Annotated in this window: 15 protein-coding genes and 2 tRNA genes; all 17 read left to right on the forward strand. The window is 54.2% G+C overall.

All coding sequences use genetic code 11. The annotated features are described in order from the left end of the window. Positions 1–90 precede the first annotated feature (90 nt). The 17 genes from rlmE to M2406_RS25080 all read left to right on the forward strand — a co-directional run bounded on the left by rlmE (position 91) and on the right by M2406_RS25080 (position 18,130). Positions 91–720, forward strand: coding sequence for a 23S rRNA (uridine(2552)-2'-O)-methyltransferase RlmE (gene rlmE / locus M2406_RS25005; RefSeq protein ID WP_012004940.1), 630 nt, complete (start codon positions 91–93; stop codon positions 718–720). Positions 721–776: 56 nt separating this feature from the next. Continuing rightward, a complete protein-coding gene (gene ftsH / locus M2406_RS25010; protein ID WP_012004941.1) occupies positions 777–2,708 on the forward strand; it encodes an ATP-dependent zinc metalloprotease FtsH in 1,932 nt (643 codons plus the stop codon). Positions 2,709–2,800: 92 nt separating this feature from the next. After that, positions 2,801–3,634: a dihydropteroate synthase gene (gene folP / locus M2406_RS25015; protein ID WP_115183392.1), complete on the forward strand. Its 834-nt coding sequence runs from the start codon at positions 2,801–2,803 to the stop codon at positions 3,632–3,634. A gap of 7 nt (positions 3,635–3,641) precedes the next feature. Then, positions 3,642–4,979 carry a phosphoglucosamine mutase gene (glmM, locus tag M2406_RS25020; protein ID WP_112364406.1) on the forward strand — a complete coding sequence of 446 codons (1,338 nt, stop codon included), beginning with the start codon at positions 3,642–3,644 and terminating at the stop codon, positions 4,977–4,979. A 251-nt stretch (positions 4,980–5,230) separates the two neighbouring features. Beyond that, positions 5,231–5,566, forward strand: coding sequence for a preprotein translocase subunit SecG (secG, locus tag M2406_RS25025; protein WP_012004944.1), 336 nt, complete (start codon positions 5,231–5,233; stop codon positions 5,564–5,566). 78 nt (positions 5,567–5,644) lie between these two features. Then, a tRNA-Leu gene (locus M2406_RS25030) sits at positions 5,645–5,731 on the forward strand. Positions 5,732–5,791: 60 nt separating this feature from the next. Further along, a tRNA-Met gene (locus M2406_RS25035) sits at positions 5,792–5,868 on the forward strand. A gap of 217 nt (positions 5,869–6,085) precedes the next feature. After that, complete coding sequence (gene rimP / locus M2406_RS25040) at positions 6,086–6,538, forward strand: ribosome maturation factor RimP (protein WP_012004945.1); 453 nt, start codon at positions 6,086–6,088, stop codon at positions 6,536–6,538. A 21-nt stretch (positions 6,539–6,559) separates the two neighbouring features. Then, on the forward strand, positions 6,560–8,068 hold the full coding sequence (gene nusA, locus M2406_RS25045; RefSeq protein WP_012004946.1) for a transcription termination factor NusA: 1,509 nt from the start codon (positions 6,560–6,562) through the stop codon (positions 8,066–8,068). 24 nt (positions 8,069–8,092) lie between these two features. Then, complete coding sequence (gene infB, locus M2406_RS25050) at positions 8,093–10,780, forward strand: translation initiation factor IF-2 (protein ID WP_012004947.1); 2,688 nt, start codon at positions 8,093–8,095, stop codon at positions 10,778–10,780. A 68-nt stretch (positions 10,781–10,848) separates the two neighbouring features. After that, complete coding sequence (gene rbfA, locus M2406_RS25055; protein WP_012004948.1) at positions 10,849–11,259, forward strand: 30S ribosome-binding factor RbfA; 411 nt, start codon at positions 10,849–10,851, stop codon at positions 11,257–11,259. Next, the gene (gene truB, locus M2406_RS25060; protein ID WP_259191799.1) at positions 11,259–12,203 is read left to right on the forward strand and encodes a tRNA pseudouridine(55) synthase TruB; all 945 of its coding nucleotides are present in this window, start codon (positions 11,259–11,261) and stop codon (positions 12,201–12,203) included. The genes rbfA and truB overlap by 1 nt, the downstream gene beginning before the upstream one ends. A 123-nt stretch (positions 12,204–12,326) precedes the next feature. Continuing rightward, the gene (gene rpsO / locus M2406_RS25065) at positions 12,327–12,596 is read left to right on the forward strand and encodes a 30S ribosomal protein S15 (protein WP_012004950.1); all 270 of its coding nucleotides are present in this window, start codon (positions 12,327–12,329) and stop codon (positions 12,594–12,596) included. A 255-nt stretch (positions 12,597–12,851) separates the two neighbouring features. Beyond that, complete coding sequence (pnp, locus tag M2406_RS25070) at positions 12,852–14,969, forward strand: polyribonucleotide nucleotidyltransferase (RefSeq protein WP_012004951.1); 2,118 nt, start codon at positions 12,852–12,854, stop codon at positions 14,967–14,969. 128 nt (positions 14,970–15,097) lie between these two features. Continuing rightward, positions 15,098–15,982: a lipoprotein NlpI gene (gene nlpI / locus M2406_RS25075; protein ID WP_012004952.1), complete on the forward strand. Its 885-nt coding sequence runs from the start codon at positions 15,098–15,100 to the stop codon at positions 15,980–15,982. Positions 15,983–16,104: 122 nt separating this feature from the next. Next, positions 16,105–16,179 (forward strand): protein YrbN, encoded by a 75-nt coding sequence (yrbN, locus tag M2406_RS26570; RefSeq protein ID WP_223499600.1) that lies wholly within the window; start codon positions 16,105–16,107, stop codon positions 16,177–16,179. Then, entirely contained in the window at positions 16,169–18,130 is a 1,962-nt protein-coding gene (locus M2406_RS25080; protein ID WP_012004953.1) for a DEAD/DEAH family ATP-dependent RNA helicase, read from the forward strand. Before yrbN ends, M2406_RS25080 begins: the two co-directional genes overlap by 11 nt. Positions 18,131–18,270: the final 140 nt, after the last annotated feature.

Raw genomic sequence — 18,270 nt, forward strand, 5'->3', positions numbered from 1 at the left:
GTATATCACCAAATCGGTCTTCACCGGTGTGAGTCTACGTGAGCTGCGAACCTGACATTAAGACTCTTTTTATGATAGTTGGAAAACGAGATGGCTAATAAAAAGCGTTCTGCTAGCTCCAGTCGCTGGTTACAAGAACACTTTAGCGATAAATATGTTCAACAGGCGCAGAAAAAAGGGCTGCGTTCGCGCGCCTGGTTTAAACTTGATGAAATACAGCAGAGTGACAAACTGTTTAAACCCGGCATGACCGTAGTGGACTTAGGTGCGGCACCGGGTGGTTGGTCGCAATATGTCGTGACCCAGATCGGCGGTTCCGGCCGCATCATCGCCTGTGATATTTTGCCAATGGATCCAATCGTTGGCGTCGATTTCCTTCAGGGCGATTTTCGTGATGAACTGGTGCTCAAGGCTCTGTTGGAACGTGTAGGTGAAAGCAAGGTTCAGGTGGTTATGTCTGACATGGCCCCGAATATGAGTGGCACTCCGGCCGTCGATATTCCAAGATCGATGTACCTGGTGGAATTAGCACTGGGAATGTGTCGTGATGTCCTCGCACCAGGCGGAAGTTTCCTGGTGAAGGTGTTCCAGGGAGATGGTTTTGACGAGTACCTACGGGAAATTCGCTCCCTGTTTACGAAGGTTAAGATTCGTAAGCCAGACGCTTCCCGCGCACGTTCGCGCGAAGTGTACATTGTAGCGACAGGGCGCAAGCTGTAGTACCCTAACGCTGTTTGTTAACACAGTTGTAATATGAGGTTAATCCCTTGAGTGACATGGCGAAAAACCTAATTCTCTGGTTAGTCATCGCGGTAGTGTTGATGTCTGTATTCCAGAGCTTTGGGCCCAGCGAGTCGAATGGCCGTAGGGTGGATTACTCTACCTTCATGTCCGAGCTGACCCAGGACCAGGTTCGCGAAGCGCGAATCAACGGACGTGAAATTAACGTTACCAAGAAAGACAGTAACAAATACACGACCTACATCCCTGTCAACGATCCGAAATTGCTGGATACGTTGTTAACCAAGAATGTGAAAGTTGTTGGTGAGCCACCTGAAGAGCCGAGTTTGCTGGCTTCTATCTTTATTTCGTGGTTCCCAATGCTGTTGCTGATCGGGGTTTGGATCTTCTTCATGCGGCAGATGCAGGGCGGCGGCGGCAAGGGCGCGATGTCCTTCGGCAAGAGCAAGGCCCGCATGCTGACGGAAGACCAGATCAAAACCACTTTTGCCGACGTTGCTGGTTGCGACGAAGCAAAAGAAGAAGTGAGCGAACTGGTGGAATACCTGCGTGAGCCGAGCCGTTTCCAGAAGTTGGGCGGTAAGATCCCTAAAGGCGTGCTGATGGTTGGCCCTCCAGGGACCGGTAAAACGCTGTTGGCGAAAGCTATCGCCGGCGAGGCAAAAGTGCCGTTCTTCACCATTTCCGGTTCCGACTTCGTGGAAATGTTCGTGGGTGTTGGTGCATCTCGTGTGCGTGACATGTTCGAACAGGCCAAGAAAGCGGCACCGTGCATCATCTTTATCGATGAAATCGACGCCGTCGGTCGCCAGCGTGGCGCCGGTCTGGGTGGCGGTCACGATGAACGTGAGCAAACGCTGAACCAGATGCTGGTTGAAATGGACGGCTTTGAAGGCAACGAAGGCATTATCGTCATCGCTGCGACCAACCGTCCTGACGTACTTGACCCGGCATTGCTGCGTCCAGGTCGTTTCGACCGTCAGGTTGTTGTTGGTCTGCCAGACGTACGTGGTCGTGAACAGATCCTGAAAGTGCACTCCCGTCGCGTACCTTTGGCACCGGATGTTGATGCTTCAGTACTGGCACGTGGTACTCCGGGCTTCTCCGGGGCTGACCTGGCTAACCTGGTCAACGAAGCGGCACTGTTTGCTGCCCGTGGCAACAAACGCGTTGTGTCGATGGTTGAGTTCGAAAAAGCCAAAGACAAGATCATGATGGGTGCGGAACGTCGCTCCATGGTGATGACCGAAGCGCAGAAAGAGTCGACCGCGTATCACGAAGCAGGCCACGCCATTATCGGCCGTCTGGTTCCTGAGCACGATCCGGTACACAAGGTAACCATTATTCCTCGTGGCCGCGCGTTGGGGGTTACCTTCTTCCTGCCGGAAGGCGATGCTATCAGCGCCAGCCGTCAGAAACTGGAGAGTCAAATCTCTACTCTGTACGGTGGTCGTCTGGCTGAAGAGATCATCTACGGGCCAGAGAAAGTCTCTACCGGTGCGTCGAACGACATTAAAGTGGCGACCTCGATTGCCCGCAATATGGTGACCCAATGGGGCTTCTCCGAGAAGCTGGGGCCATTGCTGTATGCGGAAGAAGAGGGCGAAGTGTTCCTGGGCCGTTCCGTGGCCAAGGCGAAACACATGTCGGACGAAACCGCGCGCATCATCGACCAGGAAGTTAAATCCCTGATCGAACGCAACTACATCCGTGCGCGTGCGTTGTTGATGGAAAACATGGACATCCTGCATTCAATGAAGGATGCACTGATGAAGTATGAAACCATCGATGCGCCTCAGATCGACGATCTGATGAACCGCAAAGACGTGCGTCCGCCAGCGGGTTGGGACGATGCGAGCAAAGGCAGCAACTCCGACAATGGCGGCACACCAAAAGCCCCTACGCCGGTAGATGAGCCACGCACGCCAAATCCAGGCAATACCATGTCTGAACAGCTAGACAAGTAACTTTGGCTGTGTAATAACATCGAACCCCGGCATGCCGGGGTTTTTTATTGTCCGGCGGGCAGTGAACCAGGCAACAGTAAGGTGGATTAGTAATGCAGTTAACCGTGCGAGACACGACTTTCGATCTCTCCCATCCGCGGGTGATGGGGATCCTCAACGTAACCCCGGATTCTTTTTCTGACGGCGGCCAACACAACCAGCTAAATCAGGCGTTGTTGCATGCCCATGCCCTGATTTCGGCCGGTGCGACCATGATTGATGTGGGGGGCGAGTCGACCAGACCTGGAGCGGCAGAGGTTAGTGAAGAGGAAGAGATCGCACGCGTAGTGCCCGTGGTGGAAGCCATTGCCCGGCGTTTTGAAGTCTTTATTTCGGTGGATACCTCGAAAGCCGGGGTGATCCGCGAGTCGGCTCAGGCCGGGGCGCATCTGATCAACGACGTTCGCTCGCTACAGGAGCCGGGCGCGCTGGCTGCCGCCGCGGAAAGCGGGCTACCGGTGTGTCTGATGCATATGCAGGGTGAACCGCGCACCATGCAGCAGGCGCCGCACTATGATGACCTTATTGGCGATGTTAACGCCTTTTTCCAGCGACATATTGAACGCTGTAATGCCGCCGGGATTAAAAATCAGAAATTGCTGCTCGACCCAGGATTCGGTTTCGGTAAGAATTTAGCGCACAATTATCAGCTTCTGGCCAGATTGTCAGAGTTTCATCACTTCGGCCTGCCGTTGTTGGTGGGGATGTCGCGTAAGTCGATGATTGGACAACTGCTGAACGTGCCCCCCGATCAGCGGGTCATCGGCAGCGTGGCCTGTGCGGTGATCGCCGCCATGCAGGGCGCACAGATTGTCAGAGTGCATGACGTTAAAGAAACCGTCGAGGCGATGCGTGTCGTCGAGGCAACACTTTCAGCTAAGGGATGATAGAGACATGAGTGAGCGCAAATATTTTGGTACCGACGGCATTCGTGGCAAGGTCGGCGATACTCCTATTACCCCGGAATTCGTTCTGAAGCTGGGCTGGGCGGCGGGTAAGGTACTGGCACGTCACGGATCTCGCAAAATTATTATCGGCAAAGATACCCGCATCTCCGGCTATATGCTGGAGTCGGCGTTGGAAGCCGGGCTTGCCGCTGCGGGGCTGTCAGCCTCGTTTACCGGCCCAATGCCGACGCCAGCGGTGGCGTATTTAACGCGTACCTTCCGTGCTGAAGCCGGTATTGTTATTTCGGCATCACATAACCCGTTTTACGACAACGGCATCAAGTTTTTCTCGATTGATGGGGCCAAGCTGCCGGACGATGTTGAAGAAGCCATTGAAGCCGAAATGGAAAAACCGCTGACCTGCGTGGAATCCTCCGAATTGGGCAAGGCCAGCCGGATCATCGACGCGGCCGGCCGCTATATCGAATTCTGCAAAGGCACCTTCCCGAGCGAATTGAGCCTGAAGGGCCTGAAAATCGTGGTGGACTGCGCCAACGGTGCGACCTATCACATTGCGCCAAGCGTACTGCGTGAGCTGGGCGCCACGGTGATTGCCATCGGCGTTGAGCCGGACGGCATGAATATCAATGAAAAGTGCGGCGCGACTGATGTTCGTCAACTTCAGGAACGTGTACTGAAGGAAAAAGCCCATGTCGGCCTGGCATTTGACGGTGACGGCGACCGTGTGATGATGGTTGATCACCTTGGCAACAAGGTCGATGGCGACCAAATCCTGTATATCATCGCTCGTGAAGGGCTGCGTCAGGGCCAGTTGCGCGGTGGTGCGGTTGGCACGCTGATGAGCAACATGGGTCTGGAATTGGCGCTCAAGCAGTTGGGCATCCCATTTGCACGTGCGAAAGTCGGCGACCGCTACGTGCTGGAGAAGCTGCAGGAGCTGGGATGGCGTATCGGTGCGGAAAACTCCGGCCACGTGATCCTGTTGGACAAGACCACCACGGGTGACGGCATCGTTGCCGGTCTGCAGGTGCTGACTGCGATTGTTCGTAACAGTATGAGTCTGCACGACCTGTGCAGCGGCATGAAATTGTTGCCGCAAATTCTGGTCAACGTGCGCTTTGCCGGCGAGCATAACCCGCTGGAATCCGAAGAGGTGCGTAAAATCACCGAGCAGGTTGAAGTGGAATTGGCCGGTCGCGGCCGCGTTCTGCTGCGCAAGTCCGGTACCGAACCGCTGATCCGTGTGATGGTGGAAGGTGAGGATGAGCAGCAGGTGACTGCGCTGGCACATCGCATCGCCGATGCGGTGAAGTCTGCTGGTTAATGGGTCGCTGATGAGTTCGGGGGCGGCAGTTGCCCCCTAAAATCACAGCCTGCGAATTTTATTGGTGTTTTTTTCCGCAAACGCGCCGGTGGCTGCAAATTGCCCTTGCGTGGTTTGGCACCTTTGGTTAGTATTCACACCCGCTTCAGTGGGCAGTTTGATATAACGCCTGCGACTTCTTGTTAGAAAAGAAGCCTATGGGGTGTGAAGCATTTGGCACGCGGTGAAGCCGCAAGGATACGGGTACAACTATGTACGAAGCTCTTCTGGTAATTTTCCTGCTGATCTCAATCGGGCTGGTAGCTCTGATTATGCTGCAGCAAGGTAAAGGCGCTGATATGGGAGCCTCATTCGGAGCAGGTGCATCTGGCACATTGTTCGGTTCGAGTGGTTCCGGCAACTTCATGACCCGCATGACGGCTGTGCTGGCGACGTTGTTCTTCGTCATCAGTCTGATCCTTGGCAATCTGAGCACCAACCAGACCAAGAAGGGCAGCGAGTGGGAAAATTTGGGTCAGCCAGTGAAATCTGAGCAGACTACCGCGCCGGCAGCACCAACCAAACCGAGCAGCGATATCCCGCAGTAAGCGCCAAGCAGTAACAGAGTTTGAAAACGGTTGTTGTTACCTCGATATAAATAACAGCCGTTAGCAGTAAGAATCAGTACCGAGGTGGTGGAATTGGTAGACACGCTACCTTGAGGTGGTAGTGCCCTAACGGGCTTGTGGGTTCGAGTCCCATCCTCGGTACCAAATCCCAGAGATAACTTGCTATTTTGCGATTATCGGCGTAATATTTGCCACGTTTTCGGACGCGGGGTGGAGCAGCCTGGTAGCTCGTCGGGCTCATAACCCGAAGGTCGTCGGTTCAAATCCGGCCCCCGCAACCACTTTCCTTTAAGTGTTTATTTTCAAATACACTTTTCGATTGAATTCCGCTTTTCTCGATCAACATTTGAAAATGACACTTGCTAGAAAGTTGCACCGAAGCCGCTTAGCGGCAAACAGGGTCCAGTTGCATAAAGCCCCGAATTTTCGGGGTTTTTTGTTATTTGGCAACAGAATCACTGGGCTATTAGGCCCTTTTTTTATGTCTTGGGGGTGGGCTTGTCCACATTAGAGCAAAAATTAACAGAGATGCTTTCGGCACCGGTAGAAGCGTTGGGCTTTGAACTTGTAGGCATCGAATTTATTCGTGCGCGCCAATCGACGCTCCGTATCTATATTGATAGTGAAAACGGCATCAATGTTGACGATTGTGCTGATGTCAGCCACCAGGTCAGCGCTGTATTGGACGTTGAAGAGCCAATCACAGTCGCTTACAACTTGGAAGTCTCCTCTCCTGGCCTTGATCGCCCGATGTTCACCGCCGAGCACTATACTCGTTTCCTCGGTGACGAAGTCAGCCTGGTCTTGCGCATGGCCGTACAGAACCGTCGCAAATGGCAGGGCATTATCAAGTCTGTCGATGGCGAGATGATCACGGTTGCTGTGGAAGGGAAAGATGAAGTGTTCGCGCTGAGCAATATCCAGAAAGCGAACCTGGTACCCCACTTTTAAAGTTTGGATGAGGCAACTAGGATGAATAAAGAGATTCTGGCTGTTGTTGAAGCTGTTTCCAATGAAAAATCCCTTCCGCGTGAGAAGATTTTCGAAGCGCTGGAAACCGCATTAGCCACCGCCACCAAGAAAAAATACGAGCAGGAAATCGAAGTTCGCGTCAGCATTGACCGCAAAACTGGCGATTTCGACACCTTCCGCCGTTGGGTCGCTGTAGATGAAGTGACTCAGCCAACGCGTGAAATCACGCTGGAAGCTGCACAGTATGAAGAGCCAGGCATCGAGCTGGGCGGTTACATCGAAGATCAGATTGAATCTGTGACCTTCGACCGTATCACCACTCAAACCGCGAAACAGGTTATCGTACAGAAAGTACGTGAAGCCGAGCGCGCGATGGTGGTTGACGCCTTCCGCCAGCACGAAGGTGAAATCGTCACCGGCGTGGTGAAGAAAGTTAACCGTGACAGCATTGCGCTGGATCTGGGTAGCAACGCTGAAGCGGTCATTGGCCGTGAAGATATGCTGCCACGCGAAAACTTCCGTCCGGGTGACCGTATCCGCGGTATCCTGTACGCCGTTCGTCCAGAAGCTCGTGGCGCGCAGCTGTTTGTCAGCCGCTCCAGCGCCGAGATGCTGAAAGAACTGTTCCGCATCGAAGTACCGGAAATCGGCGAAGAAGTGATCGAAATTAAAGCGGCAGCCCGCGATCCTGGCTCCCGTGCAAAAATTGCAGTGAAAACCAACGACAAACGCATCGACCCGGTCGGCGCTTGCGTAGGTATGCGCGGTGCGCGCGTTCAGGCCGTTTCGAGCGAGCTCGGCGGCGAACGTATCGACATCATCCTGTGGGATGATAACCCTGCGCAGTTCGTCATCAACGCCATGGCGCCGGCAGACGTTGCCTCAATCGTGGTTGATGAAGATAATTGCACTATGGATATCGCCGTTGAAGCCAGCAATCTGGCACAGGCGATCGGCCGTAATGGCCAAAACGTGCGTTTGGCATCCCAGTTGTTAAAACAGCATCGTGACGATGACCGTTGGGAACTGAACGTGATGACGGCGGACGATCTGCAGGCCAAGCACCAGGCCGAAGCTCATGCCGCCATTGATACCTTCACCAAACATCTTGATATTGACGAAGATTTCGCCACCGTACTGGTTGAAGAAGGCTTCTCTACTCTGGAAGAGTTGGCTTACGTGCCAATCAAAGAGCTGCTGGAAATCGACGGTCTGGATGAAGATATGGTTGAAGCGTTGCGCGATCGCGCCAAAGCTGCATTGACCACGCTGGCCCTGGCACAAGAAGAAAGCCTGGGCGACCAAAAACCTGCTGACGATTTGCTCAACCTGCCGGGTCTTGAGCGCAGCATGGCCTTTAAACTGGCCGCGCGTGGGGTTTGTACGCTGGAAGATCTTGCCGAGCAGGGTGTTGACGATCTGGCTGATATTGAAGGGCTTAGCGATGAGCAAGCCGGCGAGCTGATTATGGCCGCACGTAATATCTGTTGGTTTGGCGACAACGCGTAATAAACTGTAGCAGGAAGGAACAGCATGACGACAGATGTAACCGTAAAATCGCTGGCAGCAGAGATTCAGACTCCAGTTGATCGCCTGGTACAGCAGTTTGCTGATGCAGGGATTAACAAGTCTGAGACAGACTCTGTAACCCAACATGAGAAAGAAGCCTTACTGGCGCACCTGAACCGTGAACACGGTAGTGCGCCGGGTAAGCTCACGTTGCAGCGCAAAACGCGCAGCACCTTGAATATTCCGAGCACCGGCGGTAAAAGTAAATCGGTGCAAATCGAGGTCCGCAAGAAACGCACTTATGTAAATCGCGATACGCCAGAAGCCCAACAGGCTGAAGCGGCAGAGCAGGCACAGCGTGAAGCGGAAGAGCAGGCACAGCGCGCAGCAGAAGAGCTGGCGAAACGCGAAGCAGAAGCAAAGCGCGCAGCCGAAGAGCAAGCCAAACGTGAGGCCGCGGAGATTGCTAAGCGTAATTCAGCGGAAAAAGAAAAAGTGACGAATCAACATACCGACGAAATGACCAAGCCAGCTCAGGCAGAAAAAGCACGCCGTGAAGCCGAAGCCGCAGAACTGAAACGTAAAGCGGAAGAGGAAGTACGACGCAAGGTTGAAGAAGACGCCAAACGCGTAGCGGAAGAAGCGCGCCGCATGGCCGAAGAGAAAGGCGAAGAATGGGCTGCTGCCGAGAAAGCCAGTGCAGCGGTTGAAACTGCCGATTATCATGTAACCACTTCCCAGCACGCCCGTGCTGCCGAAGATGAAAACGACGCTAAAGTTGAAGGCGAACGCCGCACCCGCACTCGTGGCGGTAAAGCGACCAAGCAGAAAAAAGGCAACAAACTTTCCGAGTCTAAAGCAGACCGTGAAGAAGCGCGCGCCGTGACCCGTGGTGGTAAAGGCAAGCGTAAGCCAAGTACTCTGCAGCAGGGCTTCAACAAGCCGGCTCAGGTGGTTAACCGTGACGTTGTGATCGGCGAAACCATCACCGTAGCCGAACTGGCTAACAAGATGGCGGTTAAAGGCTCTCAGGTCATCAAAGCGATGATGAAACTGGGCGCAATGGCCACCATCAACCAGGTCATCGACCAGGAAACCGCACAGCTGGTTGCCGAAGAGATGGGCCACAAAGTTATCCTGCGTCGTGAGAACGAGCTGGAAGAAGCGCTGATGAGCGACCGTGATACCGGTGCTGCTGCTGAGCCACGTGCGCCAGTTGTGACCATCATGGGCCACGTTGACCACGGTAAAACTTCTCTGCTGGACTACATCCGCTCCACCAAGGTGGCAGCAGGCGAGGCCGGTGGTATTACCCAGCATATCGGTGCTTACCACGTAGAAACCGACAACGGCATGATCACCTTCCTGGATACTCCAGGCCACGCAGCCTTTACTTCAATGCGTGCTCGTGGTGCTCAGGCGACAGACATCGTTGTTCTGGTGGTTGCTGCCGACGACGGCGTGATGCCGCAAACCATCGAAGCTATCCAGCATGCGAAAGCAGCGCAGGTGCCTTTGGTTGTTGCAGTGAACAAAATTGACAAGCCGGAAGCCGATCCGGACCGCGTTAAGCAGGAACTGTCTCAGTACGGCGTTATGCCGGAAGAGTGGGGCGGCGAAGCGCAGTTCGTTCACGTATCTGCGAAAGCCGGTACCGGTATCGACGAGCTGTTGAACGCCATCCTGTTGCAGTCCGAAGTTCTCGAACTGAAAGCGGTACGCAGCGGCATGGCCAGCGGTGTGGTTATCGAATCCTTCCTGGATAAAGGTCGTGGTCCGGTTGCTACCGTGTTGGTACAGGAAGGTACGCTGAACAAGGGCGATATCGTTCTGTGTGGCTTCGAATACGGCCGCGTGCGTGCGATGCGTGACGAACTGGGTCGCGAAGTGACCTCTGCTGGTCCTTCTATTCCGGTTGAGATCCTGGGTCTGTCCAGCGTTCCAGCCGCGGGTGATGAAGCGACTGTGGTGCGTGACGAGAAGAAAGCGCGTGAAGTTGCGCTGTACCGTCAAGGCAAGTTCCGCGAAGTTAAACTGGCGCGTCAGCAGAAATCCAAACTGGAAAACATGTTTGCGAACATGACCGACGGTGAAGTTTCTGAACTGAACATCGTACTGAAATCCGACGTACAGGGTTCTTGTGAAGCGATTTGCGAATCACTGCTGAAACTCTCTACCGACGAAGTGAAAGTGAAGATTGTTGGCTCTGGCGTAGGTGGTATCACCGAAACCGACGCCACGCTGGCAGCGGCTTCCAACGCCATCATCCTGGGCTTCAACGTTCGTGCCGACGCTTCAGCGCGCCGCGTGATTGAAGCAGAAAGCCTGGATCTGCGTTACTACTCCGTGATCTATAACCTGATCGACGAAGTGAAGCAGGCGATGAGCGGTATGTTGGCGCCTGAGTACAAGCAGCAGATTATCGGCCTGGCCGCAGTTCGTGACGTGTTCAAATCACCTAAATTCGGCGCCATTGCAGGTTGTATGGTTACCGAAGGGAACATCAAGCGTCACAACCCAATCCGCGTTCTGCGCGACAACGTGGTTATCTATGAAGGCGAGCTGGAATCCCTGCGCCGCTTCAAAGATGACGTCAACGAAGTCCGTAACGGCATGGAATGTGGTATCGGCGTTAAGAACTACAACGACGTGCGCGTCGGCGACATGATCGAAGTATTCGAAATCATCGAGATCCAACGCACCATCGCTTAACGCTAGCACATCTGCTTAAGTCTGTTCTGGGGGGCCTTGTGCCCCCCGATTTGTCTGGAGAATCCATAATGGCAAAAGAATTCAGCCGCGGTCAGCGCGTGGCACAAGAGATGCAAAAAGAGATTGCTATCATTCTGCAGCGTGAAGTCAAAGATCCGCGTGTCGGCATGGCTACCGTTTCTGGTGTAGAAGTTTCTCGTGATTTGGCGTATGCCAAAGTTTACGTCACCTTCCTGAACGTATTGACCGAAAACGCCGATCCGAATCTGGTGCCTAACGGCATCAAAGCTCTGGAAGACGCTTCCGGCTACATCCGCACGCTGCTGGGTAAAGCCATGCGCCTGCGCGTAGTACCTGAGCTGACCTTCGCTTACGACAACTCCCTGGTTGAAGGCATGCGCATGTCCAACCTGGTGACCAACGTAGTGAAGAATGACGCCGAACGCCGTTCTGCATCAGGCGATGACGAGGAGGCTTAATGAGTCGCCCTCGTCGCCGCGGCCGTGATATCCACGGTGTCCTGTTGCTGGACAAACCGCAGGGCCTGTCATCCAACGACGCCCTGCAAAAAGTAAAGCGCCTCTATAACGCCAATCGCGCGGGTCATACCGGCGCGCTCGACCCGCTGGCGACCGGCATGCTGCCAATTTGCCTCGGTGAGGCGACCAAGTTTTCACAGTTCCTGCTCGACTCCGACAAACGCTATCGCGTGATTGCCCGACTGGGTCAGCGTACCGATACCTCGGATGCCGACGGCCAAATTGTGCAGGAGCGGCCGGTGAGTTTCACCCAGGCGCAGCTCGATGCGGCGCTGGACAGCTTCCGTGGCGATATCAAGCAGGTACCTTCGATGTACTCGGCGCTGAAATACCAGGGCAAGAAACTCTATGAGTATGCTCGCCAGGGTATCGAAGTGCCGCGTGAAGCACGCAGCATTACCGTTTATGAACTGCAGTTTATTCGCTGGGAAGGGGATGAACTGGAGCTGGAAATTCACTGCTCAAAAGGCACTTACATCCGCACCATCACCGATGACCTCGGCGAGCTGCTGGGATGTGGCGCGCACGTGATCTACCTGCGTCGTCTGCAGGTGGCGACCTACCCGACCGAGCGCATGGTCACGCTGGAGCAGTTGAGCGAATTGCTGGAGCAGGCTCATCGGCAGGAAATCGCCCCGGCCGAGCTGCTCGATCCGTTGTTGATGCCGATGGACAGCCCGGTGGAGAACTACCCGGAAGTGAATTTGCTGCCAGTGGTAGCGGGTTACGTTAAGCAAGGGCAACCGGTTCAGGTTGCCGGTGCTCCGGCCTCGGGCATGGTCCGTATCACCGAAGGTGAAGAGCGTAAATTTATCGGCGTCGGTGATATTGCCGATGATGGTCGTGTGGCGCCGCGCCGCCTGGTAGTTGAATATTTCGACTAAGGGTAGAAAACGCACTGCCTTGCGATCGCACTGCGCTAAGGGTAGAATGGCGCAGCTTATGCATTGGGTTGCTGAATTAGAGATCGGCGCCTGTATTTATTATCTATAATCTGGAGTAAGACAATGTCTCTAAGTGTTGAAGCTAAAGCTAAAATCGTAGCTGATTTCGGTCGTGGTACTAACGACAGCGGTTCTTCCGAAGTTCAGGTTGCCCTGTTGACTGCGCAGATCAACCATCTGCAAGGCCACTTCTCAGAGCACAAAAAAGATCACCACAGCCGTCGTGGTCTGCTGCGTATGGTTTCTCAGCGTCGTAAGCTGCTGGACTACCTGAAGCGTAAAGATGTAGCACGTTACACCAGCCTGATCGAGCGTCTGGGTCTGCGTCGCTAATCAAGCGAGTTTCAGTGGAAAGGGGCCTATTTTGGCCCCTTTCTTCTAGGAAGCATAAGCAAATCAGGTTAATGTATTACTGATGTTTCCAAACAGGATCTTCCGTTACAGAGGTTCGCGCGGCTAATGAGAGGCTTTGTCTCAGGCTTGAGATAAGGATTGTCATTAGTCGCGAGGATGTAGTGAGAAGGCAAACCGAGTCACTGGCGTGTCGAGTCGACAATACGATTGCGCGCCTAATCTAAGGATATAATTTTGCTGACACCGATCATTCGCAAATTCCAGTATGGCCAGCATACCCTCACTATTGAGACCGGTATGATGGCTCGTCAGGCCACTGCCGCCGTTATGGTAAGCATGGATGACACCGCAGTATTCGTTACCGTAGTTGGCCAGAAAAAAGCCAAACCAGGCCAGAGCTTCTTCCCACTGACGGTTAACTATCAGGAGCGTACCTACGCTGCTGGTCGTATCCCGGGTAGCTTCTTCCGTCGTGAAGGCCGTCCGAGCGAAGGTGAAACCCTGACTTCCCGTCTGATTGACCGTCCGATCCGTCCACTGTTCCCGGACAGCTTCCTGAACGAAGTTCAGGTGATCGCGACCGTTGTTTCCCTTAACCCGCAGGTTAACCCGGACATCGTTGCGATGATCGGTGCCTCTGCCGCCCTGAGCCTGTCCGGTATTCCGTTCAATGGCCCAATCGGTTCTGCGCGCGTGGGTTACATCAACAATCAATACGTATTGAACCCAACCAGCGACGAGCTGAAAGAAAGCAGCCTGGATCTGGTGGTTGCCGGTACCGCTGGTGCAGTACTGATGGTTGAATCCGAAGCTGACGTTCTGAGCGAAGATCAGATGCTGGGCGCGGTGGTGTTTGGCCACGAGCAACAGCAAATCGTTATCGAAAACATTAATTCCCTGGTTGCCGAAGCCGGCAAAGCCAAGTGGGACTGGCAGGCACCTGCAGTCAACGAAGCGCTGCACGCGCGCGTTGCAGAACTGGCAGAAGGCCGCCTGGGCGACGCTTATCACATCACCGAAAAACAAGAGCGTTACGCTCAGGTTGATGCGATCAAGAGCAGCGTTGTTGAAACCCTGCTGGCACAGGACGAAACCCTGGACGTGTCTGAAATTCAGGACATCCTGGGTAGCGTTGAGAAAAACGTCGTTCGTAGCCGTGTGCTGCGTGGCGAGCCGCGTATCGACGGCCGTGAAAAAGACATGATCCGTGGTCTGGACGTGCGCACCGGCGTTCTGCCGCGTACCCACGGTTCCGCACTGTTCACCCGTGGTGAGACTCAGGCACTGGTTACCGCAACGCTGGGCACCGCCCGTGACGCGCAGAACCTGGATGAGCTGATGGGCGAAAAGACCGACAGCTTCCTGTTCCACTACAACTTCCCTCCGTACTCCGTTGGTGAGACCGGGATGGTAGGTTCACCAAAACGTCGTGAAATTGGTCACGGCCGCCTGGCGAAACGTGGCGTATTGGCTATGATGCCTAAACCAGAAGATTTCCCGTACACGGTGCGTGTGGTTTCTGAAATCACCGAATCCAACGGTTCTTCTTCAATGGCTTCCGTCTGCGGTGCTTCTCTGGCACTGATGGATGCGGGTGTGCCAATCAAGGCAGCCGTTGCCGGTATCGCAATGGGCCTGGTGAAAGAACAAGACAACTTTGTTGTTCTGTCCGACATTCTGGGTGACGAAGATCACCTGGGCGACATGGACTTCAAAGTAGCCGGTAGCCGTGACGGTATTACCGCGCTGCAGATGGACATTAAAATTGAAGGCATCACCCGCGAAATCATGCAGGTTGCTCTGAACCAGGCCAAGGGCGCGCGTCTGCACATCCTGGGCGTGATGGAACAGGCTATCAGCACCCCGCGTGGCGATATCTCTCAGTTTGCACCACGTATTCACACTATCCGCATCAACCCGGACAAGATCAAAGACGTGATTGGTAAAGGCGGTTCTGTCATCCGTGCGCTGACTGAAGAGACCGGCACTACCATTGAAATCGAAGATGATGGTACAGTTAAAATCGCTGCTACCGACGGTGAGAAAGCGAAATTCGCTATCCGCCGCATCGAAGAGATCACTGCCGAGATCGAAGTGGGCCGTATTTACCAGGGTAAAGTTACCCGTATCGTTGATTTCGGCGCATTCGTGGCGATCGGCGGCGGTAAAGAAGGTCTGGTGCACATCTCTCAAATCGCTGACAAGCGCGTTGAGAAAGTGACCGACTATCTGCAGATGGGTCAGGAAGTACCGGTTAAGGTACTGGAAGTTGACCGTCAGGGCCGTGTGCGTCTGAGCATCAAAGAAGCGACCGCACCAGAAGCAGGTTCACCTGCGCCTGAAGCAGAATAACTGTATAGATAGATTTACAGCTCCCGGCCATGGGGTTGGGAGCTGTTCATATAACGCGGGCAGGATGCCTGCGTATTTGCAAACGGATGAAAGGATGTTCATCCAATGTTTGTCTTCGGGAGTGGGAAATGAAGCCTTTCTTGCGCTGGTGTTACGTTGCGACAGCACTCATGCTGGCAGGATGCAGCAACCATGATTGGCGTAAAGACGAAGTTTTGGCGATCCCGTTGCAGCCAACTCTGCAGCAGGAAGTGATCCTGGCGCGCATGGAACAAATACTTGCCAGCCGGGCACTGACGGACGATGAGCGTGCGCAGCTTTTATATGAGCGCGGTGTACTGTATGATAGCCTCGGGCTACGTGCACTGGCGCGCAATGATTTCTCGCAAGCGCTGGCGATACGTCCTGATATGCCAGAAGTTTTCAACTACCTGGGCATTTACTTAACGCAGGCAGGCAATTTTGATGCTGCCTATGAAGCGTTTGATTCTGTACTAGAGCTTGATCCAACTTACAATTACGCGCGTTTAAACCGGGGCATCGCTCTTTATTATGGCGGCCGCTTCCCGTTGGCGCAGGATGATCTGCAGGCGTTTTATCAAGACGACCCAAACGATCCCTTCCGTTCGTTGTGGCTGTATCTTGTGGAAAGAGAAATCGATCCCAAGAAGGCTGACGTAGCGCTCCAGCAGCGTTATGACAAGGCGAACCGAGGGCAATGGGGATGGAATATTGTCGAATTCTACCTGGGCAACATCAGTGAAAAAACGCTGATGGAAAGGCTCAAGGCAGATGCAACGGATAACACTTCGCTCGCTGAGCATCTCAGTGAAACTGACTTCTATTTAGGTAAGCATTACCTAAGTCTGGGGGACAAGGACACCGCTTCGGCGCTGTTCAAACTGACGGTTGCTAACAACGTTCATAATTTCGTTGAGCACCGCTATGCATTGTTGGAATTGGCGCTGTTGGGCCAAGAACAAGACGACCTATCGGAATCGGACCAGCAATAGCTGACGAACAACTATCAGCCTGATATACATTGGTTTTTTGCCAAAGTTATCGTCTTAACGGGCGAGGGCTTTTTTGTTCGTTTTATAATCTAATTTGAGCCGGTTCACACTTTTCAATGAAAATGACTGAAAATTTTCTCGACGAGTTATGTAGACTGGCTGCCATTATTAATGAGGCACGTGTACATGACTACTGAGCTTGAAACCTCTTTTGCTGACCTGGGGCTGTCTGCTCCGATCATTTCTGCCCTGACCGATCTGGGCTACGAAAAACCTTCACCGATCCAGGCTGAGTGTATTCCTCACCTGTTGAACGGCCGTGATGTGCTGGGCATGGCACAGACCGGTAGCGGCAAAACTGCGGCGTTTTCGCTGCCACTGCTGCACAACCTTGACGCTTCCCTGAAAGCACCTCAGATCCTGGTGCTGGCACCGACCCGCGAACTGGCGGTTCAGGTTGCTGAAGCGATGACCGATTTCTCCAAACACATGCATGGCGTTAACGTCGTGGCCCTGTACGGCGGCCAGCGTTATGACGTGCAGCTGCGCGCTCTGCGTCAGGGCCCGCAAATCGTAGTAGGGACTCCAGGCCGTCTGCTGGACCACCTGAAGCGTGGCACCCTGAACCTCTCTAACCTGAGCGGTCTGGTGCTGGATGAAGCCGACGAAATGCTGCGTATGGGCTTTATCGAAGACGTAGAAACCATCATGGCAGAGATCCCGGCTGAACATCAGACCGCACTGTTCTCTGCAACCATGCCGGAAGCTATCCGTCGCATTACCCGCCGCTTTATGAAAGAGCCGCAGGAAGTGCGCATTCAATCGAGCGTGACTACCCGTCCAGACATCAGCCAGAGCTACTGGACTGTGCAGGGCATGCGTAAAAACGAAGCCCTGGTACGTTTCCTGGAAGCTGAAGACTTTGATGCGGCGATTATCTTCGTTCGTACCAAAAACGCGACCCTGGAAGTGGCCGAAGCGCTGGAGCGCAGTGGTTACAGCAGCGCGGCACTGAACGGTGACATGAACCAGGCCCTGCGTGAGCAGACCCTGGAGCGTCTGAAAGATGGTCGTCTGGATATCCTGATCGCGACCGACGTTGCTGCCCGTGGCCTGGACGTTGAGCGTATCAGCCTGGTTGTGAACTACGACATCCCTATGGATTCCGAGTCTTACGTTCACCGTATCGGCCGTACTGGCCGTGCTGGTCGTGCCGGCCGTGCGCTGCTGTTCGTAGAAAACCGCGAACGCCGCCTGCTGCGTAACATTGAACGCACCATGAAGCTGACCATTCCAGAAGTTGAACTGCCAAATGTAGAACTGCTGGGTGAGCGTCGTCTGGCCAAGTTCGCAGCTAAAGTACAGCAACAGCTGGAAAGCAGCGATCTGGACATGTACCGTGGCCTGCTGGCTAAACTGCAGCCGGGCGAAGAAGAACTGGAAATGGAAACGCTGGCCGCAGCACTGCTGAAAATGGCACAGGGCGAACGTCCTCTGATCCTGCCACCGGATCCTGTCTTCAAACCACGTCAGCGTCGTGAGTTCAACGACCGTGACGACCGCGGTAGCGACCGTCGTCGTGACGCACGTCCAGACAGCCGTGACGGTGGCGCTGAGCGTCCACGTCGTGAACGTCGTGACGTTGGCGAAATGCAGCTGTACCGCATTGAAGTGGGCCGTGATGATGGCGTTGAAGTTCGTCATATCGTTGGCGCGATCGCTAACGAAGGCGACATCAGCAGCCGTTACATTGGTAACATCAAGCTGTTTGCCGGCCACTCTACTATTGAGCTGCCAAAAGGCATGCCGGGCGAGATCCTGTCTCACTTCACCCGTACCCGCATCCTGAACAAGCCGATGAACATGCAACTGCTGGGCGATGCACAGCCGCATGAACGTCGTGAGCGTCCTGCACCTGCCGGTAACGGTGAGCGTCGTGGCGGGGCTCGTCCATTCAACGGCGAACGTCGTGAAGGGGCAAACCCAGGCCGTCGTTCTTTCGGTGATCGTCGTGAAGGCGGTGCTGCTGCACCTGCCGGCAACGGTGGCGAGCGTCGTGGCGGTAACTTCAACCGTGACGGTCAACGCGCACCACGTCGTGATGACGCCGCTCCGGCTGCACCACGTCGTCGCTTCGGTGATGCATAACATCTAATTTGACCGTTCGCGGTTAATTGGATTAAAAACCAGCCTTTGGGCTGGTTTTTTTATGCCTGAAATTCGCCGTTAAGTGAGGGAAAATGGCGTATCATTTATAAGGTTTTTTCTTATGGATACTACGCACGGGA

The organism is Serratia sp. BIGb0163 (assembly GCF_024809935.1).
Taxonomy (GTDB): Bacteria; Pseudomonadota; Gammaproteobacteria; order Enterobacterales; family Enterobacteriaceae; genus Serratia; species Serratia quinivorans.